This is a genomic window from Planococcus sp. CAU13, from assembly GCF_000775575.1.
In the GTDB taxonomy this organism is placed as follows: domain Bacteria; phylum Bacillota; class Bacilli; order Bacillales_A; family Planococcaceae; genus Planococcus.
On record NZ_JRGN01000271.1, the window covers coordinates 1 to 25905 of the forward strand.

The window sequence follows — 25905 nt, forward strand, 5'->3', positions numbered from 1 at the left end:
TTTATCCCGTATTAACGGTCAGTAAGACTCCCACTTCTCCGAGTGGGAGATTAACTGACCGTAAAGACCCGATTGGATCACCTAACATTCAGTGGGCAAAGCCTCATTGAATGAAGTTTCTCTTTATCCCCCGATGTAATTGCTCGGGTTGACAGCGTTTGAACGAGCTCCGTTCCAAGCGCCGATGTGCACTTCAAAATGAAGGTGGGAACCGGTTGAACGACCCGTGCTGCCCATTCCACCGATCAGCTGACCCTGTGACACGGATTGGCCTACAGAAACGCCAATCGAGTTAAGGTGAGCATAGACAGTGGCATGCGTTTGTCCATTGATCGAATGCGTAAGGATAATCACATTGCCATATGATCCCATTGAGCCGGCATAGGACACGTATCCTGCTGCAGCTGCATTGATCGATGTGCCCACACTGTTGGCAATATCAATTCCTCTGTGGAATTCTGTCCCTGCTCCGATATTACGATAACCGAAGCCGGAAGAGATTCGTCCGGATGCCGGACGGATAAAGCCACCGCTGTTCTGAACCGGTGCGCTGCTGTAGGAAGCTGACGCAGAACTTGATGACTGTTGGCTTGCTGCAGCTTTTTGGGCTGCTGCACGTTCAGCCGCTTCTTTGCGTTTGCGTTCTTCTTCCGCTTTTCTGGCAAGTTCAGCCAAACGAGCCTGCTCATCAGCGATTTTCTTTTCCAGATCATTGCTGACTCCGATTACTTCAGCATGTTCTTCTTCAAGTGCGGATTTTTCTTCAGCAAGGCGTTTTTGCTCTGCTTCCAGGTCCGCTTTCAGTCCAGCCTGTTCTTTCTTTTGGCCATCCAGTGAAGCTTTAAGATTTTCAAGTTCAGCACGGCGCTGTTCCTGCTCTGCAAGTTTGCTTTCGACTTCAGCTTTTTGCTGAGCCAGAAGCTCTTTGTCTGCCGCTTGTTCGCGCATGATTTCACGGTCTGCTTCAATCAGCATATTGACTGCAGAAAAGCGGTCGATGAAATCGATAAAGCTGTTTGCTCCAAGCAGAACGTCGATATAATCAACAGAGCCGCCGCTCAATTGAATCGCGCGTGCGCGTTCCTTGAGCAATTCTTCGCGTTCTGCAATTTTGCGTTCCAGTTCTTCGATGGATTTTTTCAATTCATCTATTTCTATTTTCGTCTGGTCAATTTCACCTTGCACAGCGTTCATCTTATCCTGTGTTTCAGTGATTTTGTTTTCCAGCTCATTGATTTGTGCTGTAATTTTTTCAAGTGTAGATTGATTTTCGCTGATTTCATTCGCTTTTTGATTGATATTCGAATTCAATTCGCTCTTTTTTCTTTCAGCTTCCTGCTGCTCTTTTTTCAATTCGTCCAAATTATTGGCACTTACTGAAGGCATTACCATCGTAATGGCCAATAAAAATGAAACAGCAGACAACATCCATTTCGACTTCGAGTTCAAGTTCGTTTTCCCCTTCCGGTTTACGTTCTTTTTCTATCTGTCTCTTTTTCTCTCTCTACGACTCTTTTATCTATATTTTATTCAATTAAACACGCAGGAATTTGCGGATTGACATGAAGCTTCCCCATACCCCGATGAATACACCCATCAGTAGGATCAATGCGCTCACCTGGTAGATGAATGGTGCAAAATCCAGCAGCTGGATCAATTCTCCGCTCAATTTAGGCTGCAGGAACTCGGTTACGTTATAGTACAGAGCTATTATTAAACCGATCGGCAGGATTGAGCCCAGGAGTCCAAGCCACATCCCTTCAAGGATGAATGGAATCCGGACGAACCAGTTGGTTGCTCCGACCAGCTTCATGATTTCGATTTCATGGCGTCTCGCAACAATTGTGATGCGGATCGTGTTTGAAATCAGGAACATTGCGGTAAACAATAGGGCAAGGATTAAAACGAGGCCAACATTGCGGCCTGTGTTCAGGAAAGAGAACAGCTTTTCGATTTTACCTTCGCCGTATTTAACTTCCTGAATACCTTCCAGCGCAAGAATTTCTTTCGCAACCGTTTTGGTTTGCTGCGGCTCAGTAGCTTTTACATAGAAGACATCCAAAAGTGGATTGCTTTGTTCGAATAAGCTGAATTCGTCTCCAAAATCGAGAACCAGATCAGAAAGTTCATCTTCTTTTGTAGAGAAATTAACTGTTTCAACACCAGACATGCTCTTAATGGCAGTCTCTATTTCAGTGACAGTCGCTTCATCCGCTTCCAATGAAACGAAAGATTTAATTTCGACATCGTTTTCAAGATCGTCGGCGACTTTATTCAAGTTCATCATGATCAGAACGAAGACTCCCACAAGCAAAAGAGTGACGGTTACCGCACTGACGGATGCAAATGTCATCCAGCCGTTGCGTCCAAGGCTTTTAAGGCTTTCACGGAAATGACGCGATAATGTTCTAGCCTTCATAGCCGTAGTCACCTCCAGCTTCGTCACGGGCAATAAGCCCGCCTTCGATTGCGATGACTCGGTGTCTCATTGTATTGACGATTTCCCGGTTGTGGGTTGCCATTAAAATAGTTGTTCCGCTCGCATTGATGCGTTCGAAAAGGTTCATGATATCCCAGGATGTTTCCGGGTCAAGGTTCCCTGTAGGCTCATCGGCAATCACCACTTTCGGTGTGTTGACGATTGAACGCGCCACAGAAATACGCTGCTGTTCGCCACCTGATAATTCTCTCGGGAACATACGCGCTTTATGCTTTAATCCCACAAGGTCAAGCACTTCCAGTACCCGTTTGCGGATAGCTTCCGGCTTTTCTTCAATCACTTCCAAAGCGAAGGCCACATTTTCATAGACATTCAATCTTGGCAGCAATTTAAAATCCTGGAACACGACACCGATCTGACGGCGAAGCAATGGAATGTTTTTTCTTTTGATTTTTGCAAGGTCTACGCCGTTCACAAGCATCTGACCTGAAGTCGGGCTTTCTTCACGATACATCATTTTGATGAAAGTCGATTTACCGGCTCCACTTGGACCAACGATATATACAAACTCACCTTGCTTGATCTCTACGTTCATGCCGTTGAGAGCAACGATGCCGTTTGGATACTTTTTATAGACGTTCTTCATTTGTATCATTTAATAACCACCTATATAAATTGTATTTCACAAAAACTTTAAGTTCCCTAAAAATCCAGCAAACCCATTGTAGCACTTTTAAAACCCGAATAATATTACAGTTATGTATCAATTAAGGGCAGTTTCTGCAATAATCAATAAGTATTTAGATACATTTCTGTAATTTTCGACTTTCTTTTTACCCACCTTATATTTAGTCCATGCAAAATTCCTGCTATATCTTAATATAATTTTCACATTAAAAAAAACCGGCTTCTCAGCCGGTTTTTCCAGTTTACTTCTGATCTGCAAGCCATGCGGCCACAGCTTCAGCTTCTTCGCCTTCGATGATTTTGGCAGGCATTGCGCCTTTTCCTTCAAGGATTACCGTAAGGATTTCGTCTTCCGACAATCTTGATCCCACATCGTTCAAAGCAGGGAAATTACCCTGGCCCTCAAGATTCTCACCGTGGCAGGAAATACAGTTCTGATTGACGATTTGTTCGGCGTCAACAGACGATTCCTCTCCAGCTGGTGCTTCAGCCGGTGAATTTTCCGGAGGTTCTTCTGTCGTCTCCCCGCCTCCGCATGCTCCCAGAATCAGCGTTGTACCAAATAATAAAGCCATTAAACTTTTTTTCATTCTGTCCTCTCCTCTCGGTAGTCTTCTAATAGAAGTATACCTTAGCTATGCCCGTTTGAAACCTTCACCCAGCACTTCCGAAGCATCGGAAACAATGACAAAGGCAGCGGGATCAACCCTTTTCACTACCTGCTTCAACTTCGTGAATTCGGTTTGGTGAACAACAACCATCAGCAGCGGCCGCTCTGAATCCGTATACCCGCCGGTGGCTGCCAATTTCGTTACGCCCCGGTCCACTTCTTCATAAATGGCATCGCGAACTTCCATCTGCTTCGTTGTGATGATGTAGACAAGCTTCGACCTGCCGAAACCGACCTGCACCAAGTCGATCGTTTTGGATGTAACATAAAGCCCGATTAATGCGTAAAGTCCTCTTTCGATGTCGAAGACGACAGCAGCTGCGAGCACAATCATGCCATCAATCAACGCGATGCTCGTTCCAAGTGTCAGACCTGTGAACTTTGTAATAATCTGTGCGGCCAAATCCGTGCCGCCGGTTGAAGCCTTCCCTCTGAAGACGATTCCGAGCCCAAGACCGACCAGAATTCCTCCAAACAATGAACCGAGAAGCGGATTCATCGTCCAGGCTTCCCAATCCTCAGTCAGGAAAACCACAAATGGAAGAAAGATGGTCCCGACAGCGGATTTCAAACCGAAATTTTTGCCGAGGAGAATGACGCCAGCGATGAACAAAGGAATATTGAAAGCCCATTGCACGTATGCCGGCTTCCATTCAAAGACACCGAACAGGATGGTACTGATGCCGCTTACCCCGCCTGAAGCCACTTCATTCGGCAACAGGAAAACGTTGAACGCAATCGCAACCAATGCCGATCCAATAATGACGTATATATAATCCATGAATTCTGTTAAAAACGGGTGCGCTTCTTTTCGATTGCGCTGATTTTTCTTACTCATATTAATGCCTTTCCTCATTCCTGTACTGTATTCTATTCGGCAAATGTAAGCGATTAGCCCTGTCAGAGTATACCAAAACCCGCTCCACTTGTGAACTTCATCCGGGTGAAGCAAAAAATCCCGCATGACCGAAGCCATGCGGGATTTTGGATTTCTTCTATATATAGAGTCTATTGCATCTTAGACCGCAATAACGAATTGATGAAGCCGTCGATGTCTCCGTCCATGACTGCCGACAGATTTCCGGTTTCGAAATTCGTCCGGTGATCTTTTACCATCGAATAAGGGTGGAAGACGTAAGAACGGATCTGGCTTCCCCAGCCGATTTCTTTTTGTTCGCCGCGGATTTCAAGCAATTCCGCTTCCTGCTCTTCGATTTTTAACGCGTAAAGTTTGGCTTTTAGCATCTGCATCGCTTTTTCGCGGTTCTTTATCTGAGAACGCTCCTGTTGGCATGTAACGACTGCACCTGTTGGAAGGTGAGTGATCCGGACAGCCGAATCAGTCGTGTTGATGTGCTGACCGCCGGCGCCGCTTGCACGGTACGTATCAATTTTCAAATCTTCTGTACGGATATCAATTTCGATCTCCCCGGTGAATTCCGGCATCACTTCACATGATGCGAATGATGTATGCCGGCGGCCGGATGAATCGAACGGTGAAATCCGGACAAGGCGATGGACGCCTTTTTCAGCTTTCAGGTAGCCGTAAGCATTATGCCCCTTGATGCCGAGAGTGACCGATTTGACGCCTGCTTCTTCTCCGGCCAGATAATCGAGAGTCTCGACTTTAAATCCACGTTTCTCAGCCCAGCGCGTGTACATGCGCAGGAGCATCGAACACCAGTCCTGTGATTCGGTTCCGCCTGCACCCGAATGCAATTCAAGGATGGCATTGTTTTTATCGTAAGGTTCACTCAGCAGCATCTGCAGTTCATAGTCACTGAGTTTTGCTTTGAATTCCGTCAATTCTGCCGTAAGATCTTCATGTACTTCAGCATCGTCTTCTTCACGCAGCAATTCGAGCGTCATTTCCATATTTTCCTGTGAATCAACAAACTCGTGATACGTGTTGACGATATCCTTCAAGCCGTTCAATTCAGAAATAACGACCTGTGCAGCGTCCTGGTCATTCCAAAAATCAGGATCGAGCATCATTTCATCCAGTTCCTGGATGCGTGCCTCTTTGTTTTCTAAGTCAAAGAGACCCCCTGAAGTCCGCAAGCTTTGCGGAAGATTTTTCAAGCTCATTTCGAATATCTGCTAATTCCATCATTATTGATTTCCTCCTCAAAATAACACCGAAGAGCTGAATGCTCTTCGGTTGTTTGGCAGTCCTTAAGCGGACGCGCCGTGGCAATTCTTGAATTTTTTCCCGCTGCCGCACGGACATGCATCGTTCCGTCCGACAGTGGTTTCTTTGCGGACAGGCGCCTTCTTCTTCTTGGGTGCCTCGTCGCCTTCTTTTGGATTGATCGCCTGGCCTTTAGCAACTTCCTCGCGCTGCAGGTTATTGCGGATCTCCGCTTTCATCGCATATTTCGCGACATCGTCTTCAATTGCTTCCACCATCGCTTCGAACATGGCGAATCCTTCATGCTGGTATTCACGCAGCGGGTCGGTTTGTCCATATGCACGCAAGTGGATTCCCTGGCGCAGCTGATCCATCGCATCGATGTGGTCGATCCATTTCGAATCGATTGAACGGAGCAGAACGACTTTCTCAAATTCGCGCATCCGTTCCGCCGTCATTTCCTCTTCTTTTTCATCATAGCGTCTGTAAACTTCCGCTTTAATGAAATCAATGATTTCTTCCTGTGTTTTATTCTGCAAATCTGCTTCAGTAACTGCATTTTCCGGCAATAGATTTGCTGATATTACATCGACAAGCGATTTCAAATGCCAGTTTTCCGGCTTTTCATCCATAGTGTGAGACTGAACGACACGATTGATCGTATTGTCAATCATATTTTCTACCAGGCCGCGCATATTGTCTGTTTCAAGCACTTCCATACGTTCTTTATAGATGATTTCGCGCTGTTGGCGAAGTACATCATCGTACTGAAGCAAACGTTTCCGCGCATCGAAGTTATTGCCTTCCACGCGTTTCTGGGCGGATTCCACAGAACGGGTGACCATTTTCGACTGTAGCGGCTGTGAATCATCCATGCCGAGTTTGCCCATCATATTGCGCATGGCATCTGAACCAAATCGGCGCATCAAATCATCTTCCAGCGAAAGATAGAATTGAGTGACACCCGGGTCGCCCTGACGTCCGGAACGTCCGCGCAGCTGATTATCGATGCGGCGGGATTCGTGGCGCTCGGTACCAAGCACAGCGAGTCCGCCTGCTTCGACGACGCCTTCACCCAGTTTGATATCCGTACCGCGTCCGGCCATGTTGGTCGCGATTGTAACTGCGCCTTTTTGGCCTGCATTCAGGATGATTTCAGCTTCATGCGCATGGTTTTTCGCATTCAATACCGAGTGGCGAATGCCTTTTTTCGTCAGAAAATCAGAAATGATTTCCGATGTTTCAATGGCAACGGTACCGACAAGGACCGGCTGGCCTTTTTTATGCCGTTCAGCGATATCTTCGCCGACCGCCTGGTACTTCCCTGCTGTAGTTGCGTAAATCAAATCGACCCGGTCGTCCCGGACGATCGGTTTATTCGTCGGAATTGCAATGACATACATATTGTAGATATTGCGGAATTCCTCTTCTTCCGTTTTGGCTGTACCGGTCATGCCTGACAGCTTATCGTACATACGGAAAAAGTTCTGGAACGTGATTGTCGCCATCGTCATCGATTCGTTCTGGACTTCGAGGCCTTCTTTTGCTTCAATCGCCTGGTGCAGCCCGTCAGAATAACGGCGGCCTTTCATCAGGCGGCCTGTAAATTGGTCAACGATGACCACTTCGCCGTCCTGCACCACGTAATCGACATCGTTGTGCATCGTTACATGCGCTTTCAGGGACTGGTTGATGGCATGGTTCAAGCGCACATGATTGATATCGAATAAATTCTCGATATTGAATGCCTTTTCGACTTTTTCAATTCCTTCTTCAGTCAATACGACACCCTTTGTCGTTTCATCAAACGTGTAATCTGTATCTTTGCGCAGCATTTTCGTAAATGCGTTCGCCTGCATATACAGCTGGGCGGATTTTGCCGCCTGCCCGGAAATAATCAATGGCGTACGTGCTTCATCGATCAAAATGGAGTCGACTTCATCGATAACGGCAAAATTCAAGGGACGCTGCACCATATCTTCTTTATAGAGCACCATATTGTCGCGCAGATAGTCAAAGCCCAGCTCGTTATTCGTGCTGTAGGTAATATCCGCCAAATAAGCCTGCTTTTTCTCTTCTTTAGTCATGTTGTTCGTGTTTAAACCGATGGTCAATCCGAGCCAAGTGTATAATTTACCCATTTCCTCGGCATCACGGCTTGCCAGATATTCGTTGACGGTGACTACATGTGCGCCTTTTTTGCTGATGGCATTCAGGTATACCGCCATGGTCGAAGTCAGGGTTTTACCTTCCCCTGTTTTCATTTCTGCGATATTGCCTTCATGAAGAGCCGCCGCCCCCATGAGCTGAACGCGGAATGGATACATTCCCAGCACGCGTTTCGACGCTTCCCTTACAGTCGCAAATGCTTCGGGCAATAAATCATCAAGCGATTCGCCTTTGGCATGGCGCTCGATAAATTCTTCTGTTTTGGCTTTTAATGCGTCGTCGGAAAGCGCTGCAAAATCAGAAGCCTGTGCTTCTACCGTATCAGCGATTTTTTCCAGTCTTTTTAAATCCCGTTTATTCGGGTCGAAAACTTTATTTAATACTCCTAACATTTATACCGCTCCTTGCAAAGGTTCCAGTTCCAATAAGCTGCTGGATCTCAATTGCTGTTATTTATGTGTCGTTTGGCTCGCAGGCTGTAAAGTCCATAAATTGTCCGGAACACCCATGATTTCCGAAAAATCTCATTCTTCATTTTAACACTGCATAGAAAAGCGTGCAAACAAAGAAGAGCGGATAAAACATGACTCTGCAGCCAATAAAAAAAGCTTTGCAGAAAATTGATTCTGCAAAGCATTTCCTCCTATATTAAGAAGAGCTCGTTTCAATCAGGCCGTAGGTGCCGTCTTTTCGTTTATAGACAATGTTCGTATCGTTTGTTTCTGCGTCGGTAAAAACGAAGAAATTATGCCCCAGCATATTCATCTGCAGAACCGCTTCTTCCTCATCCATCGGTTTCAGATCAAATTGCTTGGTGCGGACGATTGTCAAATCTTCTTCCGCTTCCTCGTCAGCAGAACCGTTCACATCTGCATTGAACGTGGCGAAAGCTTGTCCCATCGGTTCACGATCACGGAATTTACGGTTTACCTTTGTTTTATATTTGCGGATTTGACGTTCAAGTTTCCCGACAATCAAATCGACTGCAGCATATAGTTCATCATGCCGTTCTTCAGCACGTAATGTGAGGTTTTTCATCGGTATCGTAATTTCAACTTTGGACTGGCTGTTATTAATCGCTTTCAGGTTAACCATTGCGTTTGCATTGGTTCCTTCCGGGAAATAGCGTTCAATTTTTTCCACTCTTTTTTCAATATGCTCTCGTATTGCGGGAGTCACTTCGATGTTGTCACCTTTAATATTAAATTGCAGCATACTAACTCCTCCTTCTTAATCTCTTACACTGTTACACTTCTACATGTTCCCTATTGAATCCTTCTTAAAACGTAAATAGTTTCAGCCGGATGGATTCCAGGTAAACAATATTACAAGGAGGTGAAGGCGTTGTTTACAAATAAAACAGTTGTCGTTACAGGCGCAGCGCAGGGAATCGGCAGGAGCATCGCTGAACATTTTGCAGAAAAAGGAGCGAAGGTAATTGGCCTTGATTTGAAAGAAGTGGCAGTTGAAAATGTCGAATTTCTCCAATGTGATGTCGGGAATTTCAGCCAGGTGACCGAGACGATGAAAAAGATCCATAGTAATTATGGAGTTATCCATGTTCTCATCAACAATGCCGGAATATCCAAATTCCGGTCACTGTGGGATATTGAAGAAGCGGATTGGGACCATATTCTGAACACCAACCTGAAATCGGTATTCATATGCAGCCGCGAAGCCGCACGGTTTATGACCGGAGATATCCGCTCCATCATCAATATGGCTTCCACCCGCGCATTTATGTCGGAACCGCAGACGGAACTGTATTCAGCGTCAAAAGGCGGAATTTTTGCTTTGACCCATTCGCTTGCAGCTTCACTCAGTGAGAAAGGCATCCGCGTGAATTCCATTGCCCCCGGGTGGATCCACACGGGTGAATCGTCCGAGTTGAGAGACGTTGACCACGAGCAGCACTGGAGCGGCCGGGTCGGTGAAGGCGCAGATATTGCCCGGGCATGCCTGTTTCTCTGCAACCCTGAAAATTCCTTCATTAATGCGGAATGCTTGACCATCGACGGCGGCATGACCAGAAAAATGATTTACGAGCACTAATGGGACCGGCACTCCACTGCCGTCCTTTTTTTATTTTCACTGCAGATTTTTCGAATTTCAGGCCCTGATCAGCGCAACGAATTTCACTTCTTCCGCTCCCGCCTCCCGCAGCAGCTGAGCGGCGAGCCGGATTGTGGTCCCCGTCGTGTACATATCATCCACCAGCATAATTTTTTTCGGCACTTCTTTGCCGTTTAACGTGAACAGCTCGCGTGTACTCATCCGTTCTTCACGCGTTTTCTCTCCCTGCACTTCTTCATTCTTAATGAGAAGATGAAAATAACTTACGCCTGCAGCATCCAGCATGCTGTCTACCTGTGAAAATGTGCGGATCTTTAATTTGGCGGAATTCATCGGAATCGGCACAATTGCTGCCGCTGATTTTTTCAGCGCATTTGCCATTTCTTCAGCAAACACTTCAGCCAAAATGACATCCTGCAGGAATTTGAATTGATGGAAGTAGTCCATCATTGCGGCGTTATAAGCGTACAGACACTTCCCGGAATCAATGGCACCGCTGAATGCAGTCGTTTCCCACCGGCTGCATTCAGCGCATAACCCGTCGCCCGCGGCTCCGCAAATCCTGCAGCCGCCATTGACCGGTTCGAACGCATCCCGGCAGCTTGCACAGATCGTTTCTTCCCGGTCCATCAAAAACAAATCCCTCCACGAAGGCCGGCTTTCCAGTCGCTTCCCACATAAACTGCAATTCACTTGAAGCCCTCCCGGTTATAAAATTTGATGAGATCGCGCGCTTTATCCATCTGCCTCGATATGCCATTATGGAAAAAGACCACTTCGCCGTCCGGAAATGCACTTGACCTGCCTGACCTGCCAGCCATTTGGATCAACGCGGAGGCTTCGAATATTGCTTCATCGGCTCCGACTATCGCGACCTGCACATTTTCGATCGTAACTCCTCTTTCCAATATGGTTGAAGTCAGAATTCCCGGTATCTCCCTGTTCCTGAGCGCCATCACTTTCTCTTTCCGGTCCGGATCTTTTGAATGCACAGCTCGGATCCGTGGATCAATCGATTGGAATAAAGACTCCGCCATCCCAATCATTTCTATAGTAGGAAAAAAGAGCATGAATGGCTGTTCCTTTGCCAGTCGCTGTTTTACCCACTCATCCAATTTGGCCGGGATTTTATTCGAATGAAAAGATTTCCGGTAATTCCACAGCGATTGAAATACCGGCACAGGCAGCGGATGGCCGTGGAAACGCCTGAAAATCTTCGACTGATTTGCGATGCTTCCCATCAGTTCCTTTGAGGGCGTTGCGGAAACATAGACGACTGGTGCATTTGCCTTTAAGGATTTTTTAACCGCTCCGGCCAGTGCCGGATCATAGGAATATGGAAAAGCGTCCGCTTCATCCACGATCATCAGATCGAAAGCCTGCTCAAATCGGTACAGCTGATGGGTGGTTGCCAGCACAAGCTGTGCAAATCCTGCTTCAGCCGGTGATCCACCGTATAAAGTATGGATGATGGTATCTGGAAAAACGGCCTTCAGCCGCGGTGACAATTCAAGAACAACATCCGTCCGGGGAGCCGCGATGCAGATCCGTTTGCCTTCTGACAGCGCGCCATGCAGAGGCGGAAACAATAATTCCGTTTTTCCTGCACCGCAAACCGCATAAACCAAATGCGGTTCATTTCGCCGCAGACTCTGCTTTAATTCGTTGGAAGCCTGCTGTTGGAGGTCTGTAAGTTCGCCATTCCAAATAAATGAATGGGAATAAGGGGTGATTGCATGGGGTTCTTTCCATGTGATGAGATCTGTGCATGAGCTTACTCTGCCCATTCTGATGCAGTGCCGGCAATAATGGCAGACGCCTTCACATTTTGCACAATTGAATGAAACGATATTGTTTTTTGAGCGATTTAGACATCGTGCACATTGCAGGCTTTCCATAATGCCAGGCCGTACTGCAATAAATCCATCATGAATTGCCTGTTCAACTGATTCCGGGGCAAAAGGGGTGAAATCCCGAAGCCATATTCGTCCAGTCAAAAAATCCTCCAATTCTTTCATGTCCCAGCTCCTTTACTTGTTTTGGAAATCGGTGCCGCCCCCTTCAGTTTATCAAATATTTTAAAAATTAATAGAGGCGAAAAAAGAACTCCCCGACAGAAATGGGAAGTTCTTTATTGATTGCCTATAAAATGGAGGCCGCTTACTTTCCAGCCATCATCCTCTTTTTTGAAAATGACCACTTGCCTGCCGGCTTGTTCGATTTTCGCAGCAGAATCAGGGCTTTTGACAGTTACTGCGAGTTCAGCAAATAACTCTGCCCGTTCCGGCTCGTATTTCACAATCGTCTGATTTGACGGAACATATTCTGTATCATAATCGGCGAATGCTTTTTCAAGCGCCCGCTGATCTTCTGCGCGGTCAAACCCTTCAGGTTCCTGGGCAATAACAGCCATATAGCGCTCGAGGTCTTCCGCGTTGAAAGCGGCAATATATTCTGCATGAGCCGCCCGGATGGCTTCCGCCTCTTCTTCAGGAACATCAGCTTCTAGCACGCGGCCGTCGCTGTCCATTGTAAAGCCGGCAGATTTATCTTCCATGCCGTGGTCAAGGGCATTATTTTCATTTGCCAGATTGCTGTCATTGGCTGAATTCGTATTTTCGGAAGTCGCGTCGTTATCCGAACATGCCGAAAGCAGCAGCAGTCCTGCAATCAAAACTATTTTTTTCATCGGGCATTCCTCCTGCGCTCATTCTGACACAGCGGAATCCAAAATTCAATGAAGAAACTGTGTCATTATTCCAAGCAAATAAGAAAAGCGGTGGCTCCTGGCCACCGCATCATTACTTTATATTCAGCGAACCTCAACCCAGCCATTTTTAATGGCAGTTACCACTGCCTGGGTGCGGTCATTCACCTGCATTTTTTGAAGAATGCTGGAGACATGGTTTTTTACGGTCTTTTCAGAAATGAACAGCGTTTCCCCGATGATCCGGTTGCTTTGTCCGTCCGTCAATAATTGAAGAACTTCACTTTCACGCTTTGTAAGAAGGTGATAAGGACGGCGTATTTCGGTTTGATGAAACGACCCTTTATTTTCCCGTTCGCTCAGGCGCCGGAATTCCATTACAAGATTGCGTGTAACTTTCGGATGGAGATACGACCCGCCTTTTGCTACCACTTTGATGGCCTGGATGATCGCTTCCGCATCCATTTCCTTCAGCATATAACCGAGTGCACCCGTTTTCAATGCGTGGGTAACGTAGGATTCATCATCGTGAATCGACAGCATAATGACTTTTGCATCCGGATAACGCTCCATCAATTCACCCGTCGCTTCAACACCGTTTTTCTGCGGCATATTAATATCCATCAATACGACGTCCGGTTCGTTCTCTTCATACAGTTTGATGACTTCTGTGCCGTCGCCGCCTTCAGCAACAACTTCAAACGTCTCTTCAAAATCAAGAATCCTTTTTACTCCTTCACGGAATAGCTGATGATCATCTACAATTATTATTTTTGTCATTATGTTGTCCTCCTCGAATACCGTATCTTATATACCCAGTTCATAAGGGATTTGAAACAATAAAGTTGTTCCTTCCCCGAGATTGGAATTTATAATGAATTCCCCTTTAATCAGTTCAATTCTTTCTTTCATTCCGATCAGCCCGAACGACTGGTTTTTGACGATTCCCGGATCAAAGCCGGTGCCGTTATCGCGCACGACAATATTGACATGCTCTTTCAGCCACTCCAATTCAACATGGATATCAGTGGCCTTGCCATGACGGATCGCGTTGGAAATCGCTTCCTGCACCAGCCGGAATATGGATGTTTCATAACTTGAAGGCAGCCTTCTTTCAGTCCCGTGGGAATCAAAAGAAAGGCCCGTTCCCGGATTATACCCTTCGGTTGTCTCCAGGTATTTCCTTAAAGTCGGCACCAGCCCAAGATCGTCCAATGCCATCGGCCGCAGATCATAGATGATCCTTCTGACTTCGGTCAAAGCATGGCGGACCATTTCCTTCAGGGAAGAAATTTCCCGAAATGCCTGTTCCGCCCCTTTTTCCCGGTAAGTCCGTTCAATCAGGTCGGATCTGAGCAGCACATTGGCCATCATCTGTGCGGGGCCATCATGAATTTCCCGGGACAGCCGCTTTCTTTCTTCTTCTTGCGCTTCGATAATCCGAAGGCTATAATCAAGATTTAGCTGTGGTTTTTCAATTGCTTCTTCCACCTTATCGAAATCGGAAATGAAATAATTCATCGTGATGTTCAGTTGGTTGACAAGCCTTTCAGCCCGTTCAATTGTTTGCAGCAATGTCTGCAGGCGCCGCTGAAGCCGATCCCGCTTTTGGCGGAACTTCTTTTCTTCAGCTCTGTTGGCGGATAATTGAACCTGCAGGTTGTTGGCATTCTCATAAGAATCGCGGATCTGCTGTTCTGTATAGGAATTGAATGATCCTGAAACTTCAGCAAGGCGCCTTCTGGCAGCACGCGTTTTTTTTTCCAGTAAATCACCGGTTTTAACGATGGCTGAAATGTTCAGGCGAACTTCTTCGAGTTCATCCTTCATTTCCTCATAACCCTGGCGACTTTGCTCGCTTATCAGAAAAATATCTTTTTTTGACTGCTCCATCTTGGCCAGCAGGTCATCAAATATGGAGTCCAATTCTTTTCCATCGTTTTTTCTGGACATTCTAAAACCGCCTTCGATAATCTTCACGCATTCGCAGAATCCTTGCATCTTTGTGCCTGTGAAGGCTTTTACAAGTATATCACTATATAAGTACGCTTATATTAAATATACATTACAAATTATCTGATTTTATTTTACATCAGGGGGGATTAAATTGCGAGAATCTTACATGACAGCAGGCAGTTCGGCCAGTGCAGAACTGCTTATCCAAAAATCCCGCTTTATCGGTTTCGCCGCCAGAGCGGAAACAGAACAAGAAGCGATCGATTTTATAAATTCCATAAAGGAACAGCATCGGTCGGCCAATCACAATTGCTCCGCCTATATGCTTGGCGAGCATGACTCCATCCAGAAAGCCAATGACGACGGGGAACCCAGTGGAACTGCAGGGGTCCCTATATTGGAAGTTCTGAAAAAGAAAGGGCTGAAAGATACCGTGATTGTCGTAACCCGTTATTTCGGAGGCATCAAGCTCGGCAGCGGCGGTCTGATCCGGGCATACGGCAAAGCGGCTTCCGAAGCTCTTGCTGCGGCAGGCATCGTTGAAAGGCGGCTGCATGCGGTCATTAAAGTGACAATAGATTACACATGGCTCGGCAAAGTGGAGAATGAAATCCGTCAATCCGTCTACCCTTTAAAGGGCCTCGAATATACTGATGGAGTCCAGTTATTCGTCCACGTGCCTGTCGCTGAAGAAGACATTTTCTCAGACTGGATCCAGGACATGACAAACGGCCAATCGGACATACTGCGCATTAATGAGGAGTATCTGGAATTCCCTGTAAAATGAGCTATTATATTTACTCATGCATAAAAAAACTGTATAATAAGTTGATTAGAATTATTTTGCATCAACATGCAGGTCCCTGTTTCATTTAGATAGAAGAAAGCGACTGGAAAAACCTGAATTTTCAAATCGGTTAGCCCATTCCCAATTAGAGGAGCTATAACCATGAACCGTAAAAAATACCGTAAAACCAATTCATCAAAAAAAAGGACCACCATCAAAATCCTATTGACCCTGGCAGTGTCATTGCTGCTGTGCGTTTCCGCATTCGGCATTTATTTGGTAAAAAAAGCAGAGCATGCAGCGAATAATGCTTATGAAACAGCTGGAAACCGGGAAATGTCCGATTTGCGCGATGAAAAAGTGGAACCTCTGCATGATGATATTTCCATTTTGTTTATCGGGGTGGATGACAGCAGTGCGCGCGATCAGCCCTCCAGCAATATCAGATCCGACGCTTTGGTGCTGGCTACACTGAATAACGAAGACAAATCAGTCAAACTTGTCAGCATTCCCCGTGACACTTATACGTACATTCCGGATGCCGGAAAAGAAGATAAAATTACACACGCTTATGCCTATAATGGACCAAGCTCCACAATTGAATCGGTCGAGAACCTGTTGAAAATTCCGGTGGATTATTATGTAAGAATGGATTTTGAAGCATTCATCGATGTAATCGATGCACTTGACGGTATTACAGTTGATGTTCCCTTTGATTTAGAGGAACAGGACGAATTTGACAACGCCGGAGCGATCAGCCTTGAAGAAGGGCTTCAGACTCTTAACGGCAGTGAAGCTCTAGCTCTTGCGCGGACACGGCATTATGATAATGACATCGAACGCGGCAAACGGCAGCAGCTGATTTTACAGGCCATCATGAACAAAACCTTATCAGCCGGATCTTTCACAAACTACGCTGATGTTATTGACGCTGTCGGCGACAATATGAAAACGAATCTTACTTTCAAGGAAATGCAGGCATTTTTCGAATATGCAAAAGGCGGTAAGCCTGACGTTGAAACCTTTACTCTTGACGGCTATGATGATATGTCGACCGGCATCTATTACTGGCAGCTGGATCAGGAATCACTCCGGGAAGTGCAGGATATCCTCCAAAGCCATTTAGGATTAAAGCCGGACACTTCGTCTTTCTCGGACAGCAGCGCGGTTGAGTTAGGGAATGAATCCTATAATAACGAATAAGCAAAGCGGCCGCTCCAATTGGGGCGGCCGTTTTTGTGTATATTAAGAAGAGCCAAAAGAAAAAAAGACTGAGCACAAACCGTTTGGTTTGTGTTCAGTCTTTTATTTTCCCATCATTTTCACAAGGTTAATCAATGGACGATAATTCTTGCCGGCAAGCCCTACTACTTCCACAAAGATTTCAATGGCAAGAAGCATTACTCCCAGCAGGAGAATTCCTCCCCACAGAGTCGCCTGTGAAAATAACAGTGCCGCCAATCCGAACAAGGCTGCAATCCCATAAATGATCAATACCGTCTGCTTATGGGAGAAACCGATATTCAATAAGCAGTGGTGAAGATGCGATTTATCTGCAGCGGAAATCGGCTGCTTTTCACGCACGCGTCGCACAATGGCAAAAAATGTATCGGAAATCGGTACACCCAGCATGATGACCGGAATGATCAAAGCTACCATCGTGACGTTCTTGAAGCCCATCAAAGCCAGGACGGAAATCATGAAGCCAAGGAACAGTGCACCGGTATCACCCATGAAAATTTTAGCCGGATGAAAATTATAAAACAGGAATCCGATTGAGCTTGCTGCCAAAATCGCAGCAGTCGACATGACGAAAATGTCCCCCATGATGAAGGCCATAATGGCCAATGTTATTAATGCTATCGAGGAAACGCCGGCAGCCAGGCCATCGAGACCGTCAATCAGGTTGATGGCATTCGTGATTGCGATGATCCAGATGATGGTCAACGGTATACTGAAATAACCAAAATCGATTTCTCCGCCAAACGGCAGGTTGATGAAGGAAATTTCCAGTCCTCCGCCAATTACGACGATTGAAGCCGCCAATAACTGGCCAAGCATCTTGGCTTTCGCGGTAATTTCGATCATATCATCCAATACACCGGTAATGATTATAATAAATGCCCCAATAATGATGGCAGTCGTAATCGGTATAAAAGCAGGTTCAACTGCGTTGGATATCGGATCAACAGGCTTCAGCACAAAATATGCTATTAGAAACGAGCCGAAAATTGCCAATCCGCCCAATCTTGGCATAATTCTGGCATGTACCTTCCTGTAATTCGGCCGGTCAACTGCACCGATACGAAAAGCAAGCCGTTTAACGATTGGAGTCAAGACAATGGAAGCAATAAATGCCAAGACCAATGTAAGGTACAGCATGTTTTTCCTCCTTAAAATTATTCCCAGTAATAAAAACCACATACGAGTTCATTATGACTATACCACATATCGGTTTATAAATAAACTCGATATCTGAGAACTTCATATGCCTTTATGCCCTATTCTATTTCAGAATGTGACCATTCCGAAGGGATTTAATAATAGATATCGATTGCGGTATGGTTTTAATAGGAAATGTTTGTTAAAATAATTGAGCATCAGTGCCGTAAAAAAGGAGAAAACTATCAAATGCTGCCTATTATAAACCGCTTAAATAATCCATTACTTAAAAACATAAAAAAATATGAATCACTTGTAAAGAAAATCAATAAGCTGGAATCCCATTACTCGAAAATGTCGGATGCGGAACTCCAGAAAATGACTGCTCTATTTAAAAAGGACTTGAACGGCGGAAAAAAGTTCCCGCTTATTCTTCCTGACGCTTTTGCAGTTGTCCGCGAAGCTTCCAAGCGGGTGCTCGATATGCGCCATTTTGACGTTCAATTGATGGGCGGACTCGCTTTGGCCGAAGGAAATATTGCAGAAATGCCGACTGGAGAAGGAAAAACCCTTGTAGCTTCTCTGCCCGCCTATGCCAGAGCACTCGAAGGCAAAGGCGTCCACATCATCACAGTGAATGAATACCTTGCCAAAAGGGATTATGAACAAATTGGCCAAATCCATGATTTTTTAGGCCTTTCAATCGGATTGAATTTGCCTATGATGGATCCCGCAGAAAAACAGAAAGCTTATAACGCGGACATTACATATGGCGTTGGGACTGAATTCGGCTTTGATTACCTGCGGGATAATATGGCGGATTCCCTTTCCCAAAAAGTACAAAGGCCTTTCAACTATGCAATCATTGACGAAGTGGACAGTGTGCTGATCGATGAAGCGAAAACTCCATTGATCATTGCCGGCAAAACTCCAGCGAATCAGGAACTCCACCGCATTTCATCCATACTCGCTTCGAGATTTAAAGCGGGTGAAGACTTTGATTTTGACGAGGAAACAAAAGCCACTTCATTGACAGATGCAGGAATCAGCAAAGTCGAAGCCGCTTTCGGTGTTGAAAACTTGTACGAACTGGATCATCAAACGCTTTACCATTACGTGATCAATGCAGTCCGCGCCCATGTTATTTTCAAGCGGGATATCGATTATATCGTCAAAGACGGAAAAGTGCTGCTGGTGGATATGTTTACCGGAAGAACTATGGAAGGGCGCACGCTGTCTGATGGTCTCCACCAGGCAATCGAAGCCAAAGAAAATCTTGAAATCACCGAAGAAAACAAAGCCCAATCCCAGATTACGATCCAAAACTATTTCCGCATGTATCCTCTGCTTTCAGGAATGACAGGCACAGCGAAAACTCAGGCAAGGGAATTCCGCGAAGTTTACACTATGGAAGTCGTTCAGATTCCGACAAACAAACCGCGGGCACGCGTTGATATTCAGGATCAGGTATACGTTACAGCAGATCAGAAATACAGGGAATTGGTGAGGCAAACCCAGGAAAAGCACAAAATCGGACAGCCGGTTTTAATTGGGACCACCTCTATTCTGCAATCGGAAGCAGCAGCTGCATACCTGAAAGAAGCCGGTCTGCCATACCAATTGTTGAACGCCAAAAGCATTGAGCAGGAAGTTCAGCTGATCTCACACGCCGGACAAAGAAACAACATAACCATCGCCACCAATATGGCCGGCCGCGGTACTGATATCGTATTGGGCGAAGGCGTTGCGGAAGTAGGCGGTCTCTATGTAATCGGCACTGAAAAGCATGAAAGCAGAAGAATCGACAATCAGCTGAGAGGCCGGTCAGGCCGCCAGGGTGACCCCGGTTCAACTCAATTTTTAATTTCCCTGGAAGATGACATGTTCAGAAGATACGCAAAGGACGAGATCGAAAAGTTCAAAAAGAAAATGACTGCTGATGAAAATGGCAAAATTTTAAACAAAAACGTCAATGAACTGATCGAAAGAACACAGCGCATCGTCGAAGGCTCCCATTTTTCAATGAGGGAATACAATCTTAAACTTGATGACGTCATCAATGAGCAAAGAAAGATCGTTTTCGATCTGCGTGACCGAATCCTCTCGGGCAATGAATTTATCGGCATTCTGGAATCGATGCTGAATGGCAGCACCGCGCACTTGATTGACAAGCATCTGCCTGAAAACTTTGCCAAAGAAGATATTGATGCTCTCGAACTTTCACTGGAAGGGTTATTTGGCCATCCGGTAGACCTTCCTTCAGAAAAAGCCGGCCGGAAACAAATCGTCAATGATATAAACGAACGCGTGAAGGAAATCATGGCCGTGGCTTCGAACTATGAAAACGCCAGTAATTTCATCAGTATGTTTTCAGATGTGGCGAAATCGCAAATCGATTCCATGTGGGTTAAAAATCTTGAAAGTATGACTCATTTAAAAGAAGGAATCGGCCTTCGCCATTATCAGCAGGAAGATCCGATGCGCATTTACCAGCGGGAAGGGCTTGAACTCTTCACAAGGAGCTTCGAACATTTCCGTTATGAGACAGTATCCATCATGCTGAATGTCATACAGCAATTACAGGTTAGATCGAAGGAGGAAATTCAATGAATTTATTTCCATTTTTCAAGAAAAAGGAACGAACTGGAGTGGACTCCACACTGGATTCAACGGACATACTGGAAGAAACAGCAGAACCGGCCAAAGACGATGAATCTGTAAAACCTTCCCTTGCCCTCCCGCCGGCCTGGAGTATCGGTAAAGAACAGGAATATGTTTTACGCTTTCTATCCAATGAACTTCCGTCTCTAAAGCCAAACCAAATTTCACTGGCAGGAATATCAATCAACTTGAATCCAAATGGTCAATCATGGAACGTCGAGGCGTTTATCCGTTCTTCTTTAGACCAGCCCATAAATCTGAAAACCGCTGAATTGCTGTTATTGGACAAGGAGGAAGCTGTCATCGCTTCCCACGAATTCAATTTGGCAGAAATAGGTGATATACCTGCAAAATCGAATTTGCCATGGGTATTTGAATTTCCTGCAGACAGCATTTCAGCAGCAGAGCTCCCGGCTGAAGGCTGGAAACTGGCCTTTAATATCCAGTCCCTGCTTGACCACTCCCTCGACCTGGAAGAGGAATGGAAAGAAAGGCTGTCCCGGGATGAACAGAAAAAATTGACTGCGCTCGTGGACTCTCTTCCTGCTTTGCAGCCAAATGAAGTGAACATCACCGGGTTTCAATCGAAATTTACGGACGACAACGCTCTTGCCGTATCCCTCCTGATCAGAAACGGCAGCAAAAAGAATATCCAACTGAACACGGTGCCTCTGGAAGTAAGGGATGCGCGCGACGCCGTCGTTGCAAAAGGCGTTTTTAATCTGGAGAATTTCACAGTCAAAAGAAATACTTCCAAGCCCTGGACATTCATTTTCCCGAAAGAAAATCTGGTTAATGCAGAACCAGATATGTCCAGCTGGAAAGCATTGATAATACAGGAATAGGGCAATGTCGTTTTCCCCAAATCTAATATTATTAATTTGAAGCAGTATTTTAGCGTTTTCATTGAAATATACAATGTTAAGTTTATGTAAACGTGCTATACTGCTATATAGTTAGAATATTATAAAAATATAGGGGTGCAAACAACGCATGAATGGCAATCTGCAATTTTACACGAAGTTAACGGATTGGACCGGTTGGGATGAAGCAGCTGTTTTGAAAATGCAGGCTAAAGAACGCGCCGAATTGGCCAAATCCATCACTTGTGCAGGATTACTTGTCGACTTGTCCATGGACCAGCATTCCGAAGTAAGAGAAAGTGTCGCGATGAATTCGTTCACACCACTCACTACTTTGAAACGATTGGCAGAAGAAGATCTTTGCATCAGCATTCAGAATGCGGCAAAAGAGACGCTGACAGCCATTAACAATCAGCCTTTGCTTAAAACCCTTCAGTGAATCACTGAAGGGTTTTTCTTTGTTCCTTCGAGCCATAACGTTTATCCTTCGGAAATCAGGCAATATAAAGAATAGACACATACGAGGAGGAACGCCAAATGAGCAAAGATGGATTTTCAGATAAAGTTAAAAGCGCTGTCAGCAAAGGCAAAGGCGAATTGAAAGATCAGGTCGGCAATGCCACTGACAACAAACAGATGCAGCGTGAAGGAAAAACGGATAAAACTAAAGGCAACATTCAGGATGCTGTCGGTGACTTCAAAAATAAAATCAATAAAGATAAATAAATTTTAAAAAAGTTCCGCTCAGCTGTCTGAGCGGAACCTTTTTTATGTCCTATACGGTCTTGCAATCAATAGAGCCTTGGTGTAGGTGACTGAGAAGTTTTTTTGTGGACATCTTCATGGAATGGACGCGCATCACGCGGGTTCTGGCGGTTATCCACCTCACTGTGCCCATCCAGGTTATGCTTTGGGTCATCCACCCCTCTTTCACTGCCATCAAATTCATCTCTGATCAGACGTTCTTCTTCGGAATCCCTGCCAAATGGAGCTGGCCCCAGATTTGGATCAACACCAGGCGACTGCTCATCCTGCCGGCGGTTAACCCCGTCTTCACGGTTAAGATCATCCTGCTGGGCATCGGACTCTATTTGCGGTTCGTGGTCAAACCTTTTCTCTCTTAAATCGCCTTCATCTTTCGGTGTGGCACCTGTAGTCGGGTGGATATTCTCTCCGTCCAAGCGTGAATCTTTCGCTTTGTCACCGCCTCCGCGTTCACCGTGCTGGTCTTCGCGGCGCACTTCAGAAGTGTAAATTCTTTCAGAGTCCTGCGCAATGGTTCGGGCCGGCGGACGGTCAGATCCAGATCGTGACTCTTCCCCACCAAATTCCGCTCTCACATCACTGTCCCTGATTTTTTCATCATTGAAGTTCTTTCCGTCGCGCTCAATATCCCGCCCGAATGGAGTAAGGGCTGTGTTTCTTTTGCTTTCATCAATGTCGACAGTCCGCGAATCGTCGCCGAATGACGAGGAATTGTCTCTTTCACGGTTGAATGCGTTGCCATCCGTGTAAAGCAGGATAGCGCCTTTTTTAATATCTTCGCTGTACCTCTCGATAGAGGACTGATCCAGATCCAAACCTCTTAACTGCGTTTCGACGGTATCATCTCCGCTGAAGAAGGATTTAAATTTGCTGGAAAAAGATTCTGCCTCATGTTTTTCTACATTTGAATGGCCTTCATATGAATCGAAAACATCTTTGTCCCGCGCCAGCACATGAATATCATTTTCATTGTAGCCATGCATTTTAAGTTGCTCTATCCGCAGTTCCATTTCTTCCTGGCTATATACCAATTCGAATTCTCTGTTAGTCGGTTTCATTTACAGTTCAGCCTCCTGTTTAATTGTCTTAGACACTGTTTACCCGAACTCTCTGATTTATAAAACCTTAAAGAAATAAAAGCCCTTCCCTCTATTAAGAGGGAAGGGCTTTGCTTACTTGTATTTACTGTCACTGTGGGAATGCTTTTCGGCTTCGCTTGTTCCGCCTCTGGCTTTTTCAACGTCCGGTTTTTCCTGCGTGGTAAAAGATACATGTCTTTCATCTTTCACCAGTGACGGATCCTGCATGAAAGTCTCTCCTCTGGCAAACCGGTCTTCCTGCTCATCGAAACGATTATCAACCGAATTGATGAATTGCTGGCGCTGCCGATCTTCGGGGTTTTCCATGCCTCCGTTATTTCTCAGTTCTCCCGCTTCAACTGCCTCCAGAATCCCGGGACGCTCTGCTTCTGTATATAGGAGGATGCCGCCTCTGGCGATATCGGCAGTATACCGCTCCGTCTCCTGTTCACTCAGCCCCAGCGACTTAACGCCTTCACGGACACTTCCTTCACCGCTGATAAAACCTTTGAATTTATCTTTGAAGGAATTTACTTCTTCGCCTTCCGCTCCAGTCCGTTTCTCAAGCGAATCAAGCCAGTCACCGTCCTGCGCCACTAAATGTATATCCTGTTCCGTATATCCTTCAGTCCTTAATGATTCCATCTTTCTCATCAAATCTTCTTCTGAAAATACCACAGCCAAAACTTTTTTCTCTTCATTCATAATCAGAACCTCCAAAGATATCTGTCTTATGGATTCTTTACCCTTTTTTCAAACATCGCTAAACTTTCAGCCAAAAATGCCGATAAGAAAATAAGCTGAAATTTATTTCAACTTTACCAACTTATAGGTACTTTTTCCCTTTATGTTACATTTCCTGTGATGCATAATAAAAAAAGCAGTTTATTTTGAAAATTGATGCTAAGATGGTAAATAAAGAGATATAATAAAGTATACTTAAGATGTGGAGGCGGAAATTATCGTACTAAGCAATCTTTCAGCTTCAGGCATCTCCAGATCATCGGAGACGTTTGGAAGTAACTCTCCTACATGGATGATTGACATTCTGCCCATGCAAACGGAAAGGAGAGACATAATGGACACGGGAATGCGGCTTAAATATCATCGATTGAAAAAAAGAATGAGCGTGGAAGAGCTTGCTTCGGGAATTCTGCCGACTCGCGAGTTAAAGAAAATCGAATCCGGCATGAAAGATCCTTCTTTGAACGAGCTTGAAGCACTTTGTAAAAAACTAGAAATTCCTTTAGCGCCGAAAGACAATCCGGTGGGAAAAGTGTTAGTCAAAAATTTTAAATCCTTATTATTACATCCTCAAAACAAAGCTAAAATTATGGAACAATACGCAGATATTCATGACCATCCACTTCTGCAAAGTGATGAAGAAACTGAATTAGAATATAATATTCAGCAGATTCGTTACTTCATAATAACGGGTGATCTCGACAGTGCAGAAGAAAAAGTGAGTGAAATTGAACGTTTTAAAGAATTCATGAATAGAGACCAATATTACTTATACCAAAAATATATTGGAAATTACAATTATATTTTAAGAGATTTTGAACAAGCTTTAAATACCTATTTGTTTGCTGATAAAATTGCTCCTTCTTCTGTTTCCGCTTCAGAATTAGCGGACTTATACTACTCTATCGGACTTACTGCTTCCCAAAGCTCAAAAATTAATTTGGGAAAAAAATACACAGAAATGGCTTTAAAGATTTATCAACAGGAATTTGTTCCCAAAAGAATTGTTGAATGTCATTTGACAATAGCTATAAATGAAAAAAGGATTGGAAATTTCAAGAAAGCCAAAGAACATTTCAAACATGCAAGGACTATTGGCAGCAAATTGGACTACGATCCTCTAAAGTTCGACACCGAAATTAATTATGGACACTTCTATTTTCAGTTTCAAAACTTTGAACAAGCTTTAAAGCATTTAGAAAATGCATTACAATTTAGACCTTACGAATATACCTCTGATATTCTATTAGGCTACACCATAATGTTAAAATGTCATATTGAGTTGAACGACTTGGAGAAAGCAAAAATTTTGATTGAAAAAGGATACAACATAATTAAAGAGAAGAATCTAAGCCTGTCTTCACCTTCTAATGATACTTTTAAAGAAGTATATATAGAATTTATGTGTCTTTATTATTTTGTGAAAAAAAATTATGAAAAGTTTGAAGAAGAACTTCTTGAAAAACTTATCCCTATACTAGAATCTCGTTTTGATAATTTTGAAATAGGTTTTTATTTTTCTTTATTAGGAAATACTTATTTAAAGCAAAATGAATTCTCAAAAGCTTCATCGGCTTTTAAAAAATCTGCTCATGCTTTTAAAAACACAATAAAAATTAACGAGGAGTGGGAAGAAACATGAAAAAGGTTATGAAAATTTCTTTTACATTATTATTAGCTTTATCCCTGCTGGCTGGTTTTAGTTTAACTTCAAAATATGAAACAACTGAAAAATATTCTAAGCCCTGGAACGAAGATTTTGATGTCGCCGGGCATAAATACCCGCAGCCT

Annotated in this window: 24 protein-coding genes; 8 read left to right on the forward strand and 16 right to left on the reverse strand. The window is 44.7% G+C overall.

Features of this window, described 5'->3' with window-relative positions; genetic code table 11:
- Positions 1-123: 123 nt before the first annotated feature.
- The 8 genes from KW93_RS12855 to hpf all read right to left on the reverse strand — a co-directional run bounded on the left by KW93_RS12855 (position 124) and on the right by hpf (position 9312).
- On the reverse strand, positions 124-1449 hold the full coding sequence (locus tag KW93_RS12855; protein ID WP_033543433.1) for a murein hydrolase activator EnvC family protein: 1326 nt from the start codon (positions 1447-1449) through the stop codon (positions 124-126).
- A gap of 85 nt (positions 1450-1534) precedes the next feature.
- Positions 1535-2419: a permease-like cell division protein FtsX gene (gene ftsX / locus KW93_RS12860; protein ID WP_033543434.1), complete on the reverse strand. Its 885-nt coding sequence runs from the start codon at positions 2417-2419 to the stop codon at positions 1535-1537.
- Positions 2409-3095 carry a cell division ATP-binding protein FtsE gene (gene ftsE / locus KW93_RS12865; protein WP_033543435.1) on the reverse strand — a complete coding sequence of 229 codons (687 nt, stop codon included), beginning with the start codon at positions 3093-3095 and terminating at the stop codon, positions 2409-2411. Before ftsE ends, ftsX begins: the two co-directional genes overlap by 11 nt.
- 274 nt (positions 3096-3369) lie before the next feature.
- Positions 3370-3717 carry a cytochrome c551 gene (gene cccB, locus KW93_RS12870; RefSeq protein WP_033543436.1) on the reverse strand — a complete coding sequence of 116 codons (348 nt, stop codon included), beginning with the start codon at positions 3715-3717 and terminating at the stop codon, positions 3370-3372.
- Positions 3718-3762: 45 nt separating this feature from the next.
- The gene (locus KW93_RS12875; RefSeq protein ID WP_033543437.1) at positions 3763-4635 is read right to left on the reverse strand and encodes a YitT family protein; all 873 of its coding nucleotides are present in this window, start codon (positions 4633-4635) and stop codon (positions 3763-3765) included.
- 170 nt (positions 4636-4805) lie between these two features.
- Positions 4806-5907 (reverse strand): peptide chain release factor 2 gene (prfB, locus tag KW93_RS12880; protein WP_152602459.1). Its coding sequence is split into 2 segments (ribosomal slippage): positions 4806-5834 and positions 5836-5907, totalling 1101 coding nucleotides; the frame shifts between segments, so codons are not numbered across the junction.
- A 65-nt stretch (positions 5908-5972) separates the two neighbouring features.
- Positions 5973-8489, reverse strand: a complete 2517-nt coding sequence (gene secA / locus KW93_RS12885; RefSeq protein WP_033543438.1) for a preprotein translocase subunit SecA — start codon at positions 8487-8489, stop codon at positions 5973-5975.
- Positions 8490-8745: 256 nt separating this feature from the next.
- Positions 8746-9312, reverse strand: coding sequence for a ribosome hibernation-promoting factor, HPF/YfiA family (gene hpf / locus KW93_RS12890; RefSeq protein ID WP_033543439.1), 567 nt, complete (start codon positions 9310-9312; stop codon positions 8746-8748).
- 129 nt (positions 9313-9441) lie between these two features.
- Here hpf and KW93_RS12895 point away from each other — a divergent pair, with 129 nt between their 5' ends.
- On the forward strand, positions 9442-10149 hold the full coding sequence (locus tag KW93_RS12895) for an SDR family NAD(P)-dependent oxidoreductase (RefSeq protein ID WP_033543440.1): 708 nt from the start codon (positions 9442-9444) through the stop codon (positions 10147-10149).
- A gap of 57 nt (positions 10150-10206) precedes the next feature.
- Here the strand turns inward: KW93_RS12895 and KW93_RS17840 are convergent, their stop codons facing one another.
- The 5 genes from KW93_RS17840 to KW93_RS12920 form a co-directional block, all read right to left on the reverse strand.
- Positions 10207-10863 carry a ComF family protein gene (locus tag KW93_RS17840; RefSeq protein WP_235318418.1) on the reverse strand — a complete coding sequence of 219 codons (657 nt, stop codon included), beginning with the start codon at positions 10861-10863 and terminating at the stop codon, positions 10207-10209.
- Positions 10860-12188: a DEAD/DEAH box helicase gene (locus KW93_RS12905; protein ID WP_033543441.1), complete on the reverse strand. Its 1329-nt coding sequence runs from the start codon at positions 12186-12188 to the stop codon at positions 10860-10862. The genes KW93_RS17840 and KW93_RS12905 overlap by 4 nt, the downstream gene beginning before the upstream one ends.
- Before the next feature lie 113 nt (positions 12189-12301).
- Positions 12302-12859, reverse strand: a complete 558-nt coding sequence (locus tag KW93_RS12910; protein WP_033543442.1) for a DUF4440 domain-containing protein — start codon at positions 12857-12859, stop codon at positions 12302-12304.
- Between the two features lie 123 nt (positions 12860-12982).
- Complete coding sequence (locus KW93_RS12915; RefSeq protein ID WP_033543443.1) at positions 12983-13657, reverse strand: response regulator transcription factor; 675 nt, start codon at positions 13655-13657, stop codon at positions 12983-12985.
- Between the two features lie 27 nt (positions 13658-13684).
- Positions 13685-14830 carry a sensor histidine kinase gene (locus tag KW93_RS12920; protein WP_033543444.1) on the reverse strand — a complete coding sequence of 382 codons (1146 nt, stop codon included), beginning with the start codon at positions 14828-14830 and terminating at the stop codon, positions 13685-13687.
- A gap of 154 nt (positions 14831-14984) precedes the next feature.
- Between KW93_RS12920 and KW93_RS12925 the strand changes: the two genes are divergently transcribed.
- A complete protein-coding gene (locus KW93_RS12925; protein ID WP_033543445.1) occupies positions 14985-15620 on the forward strand; it encodes a YigZ family protein in 636 nt (211 codons plus the stop codon).
- A gap of 162 nt (positions 15621-15782) precedes the next feature.
- Positions 15783-16823 carry an LCP family protein gene (locus KW93_RS12930; protein WP_033543446.1) on the forward strand — a complete coding sequence of 347 codons (1041 nt, stop codon included), beginning with the start codon at positions 15783-15785 and terminating at the stop codon, positions 16821-16823.
- Between the two features lie 102 nt (positions 16824-16925).
- Here the strand turns inward: KW93_RS12930 and KW93_RS12935 are convergent, their stop codons facing one another.
- On the reverse strand, positions 16926-18002 hold the full coding sequence (locus KW93_RS12935; RefSeq protein ID WP_033543447.1) for a glycosyltransferase family 4 protein: 1077 nt from the start codon (positions 18000-18002) through the stop codon (positions 16926-16928).
- 249 nt (positions 18003-18251) lie between these two features.
- On the opposite strand from KW93_RS12935, the gene secA2 reads away from it, so the two are divergent.
- From secA2 to KW93_RS12955, 4 genes are all read left to right on the forward strand, one after another.
- Positions 18252-20612 carry an accessory Sec system translocase SecA2 gene (gene secA2 / locus KW93_RS12940; protein WP_052131623.1) on the forward strand — a complete coding sequence of 787 codons (2361 nt, stop codon included), beginning with the start codon at positions 18252-18254 and terminating at the stop codon, positions 20610-20612.
- Complete coding sequence (locus KW93_RS12945; protein ID WP_033543448.1) at positions 20609-21508, forward strand: accessory Sec system S-layer assembly protein; 900 nt, start codon at positions 20609-20611, stop codon at positions 21506-21508. Before secA2 ends, KW93_RS12945 begins: the two co-directional genes overlap by 4 nt.
- A 148-nt stretch (positions 21509-21656) precedes the next feature.
- The gene (locus tag KW93_RS12950; protein ID WP_033543449.1) at positions 21657-21965 is read left to right on the forward strand and encodes a hypothetical protein; all 309 of its coding nucleotides are present in this window, start codon (positions 21657-21659) and stop codon (positions 21963-21965) included.
- A gap of 98 nt (positions 21966-22063) precedes the next feature.
- Positions 22064-22252 carry a CsbD family protein gene (locus tag KW93_RS12955; RefSeq protein WP_033543450.1) on the forward strand — a complete coding sequence of 63 codons (189 nt, stop codon included), beginning with the start codon at positions 22064-22066 and terminating at the stop codon, positions 22250-22252.
- 65 nt (positions 22253-22317) lie between these two features.
- On the opposite strand, the gene KW93_RS12960 is transcribed toward KW93_RS12955, so the two are convergent.
- A complete protein-coding gene (locus tag KW93_RS12960) occupies positions 22318-23349 on the reverse strand; it encodes a general stress protein (RefSeq protein WP_033543451.1) in 1032 nt (343 codons plus the stop codon).
- Between the two features lie 114 nt (positions 23350-23463).
- Positions 23464-24075 carry a general stress protein gene (locus KW93_RS12965; RefSeq protein ID WP_033543452.1) on the reverse strand — a complete coding sequence of 204 codons (612 nt, stop codon included), beginning with the start codon at positions 24073-24075 and terminating at the stop codon, positions 23464-23466.
- 373 nt (positions 24076-24448) lie between these two features.
- On the opposite strand from KW93_RS12965, the gene KW93_RS12970 reads away from it, so the two are divergent.
- On the forward strand, positions 24449-25756 hold the full coding sequence (locus KW93_RS12970) for a helix-turn-helix domain-containing protein (protein WP_033543453.1): 1308 nt from the start codon (positions 24449-24451) through the stop codon (positions 25754-25756).
- Positions 25757-25905: the final 149 nt, after the last annotated feature.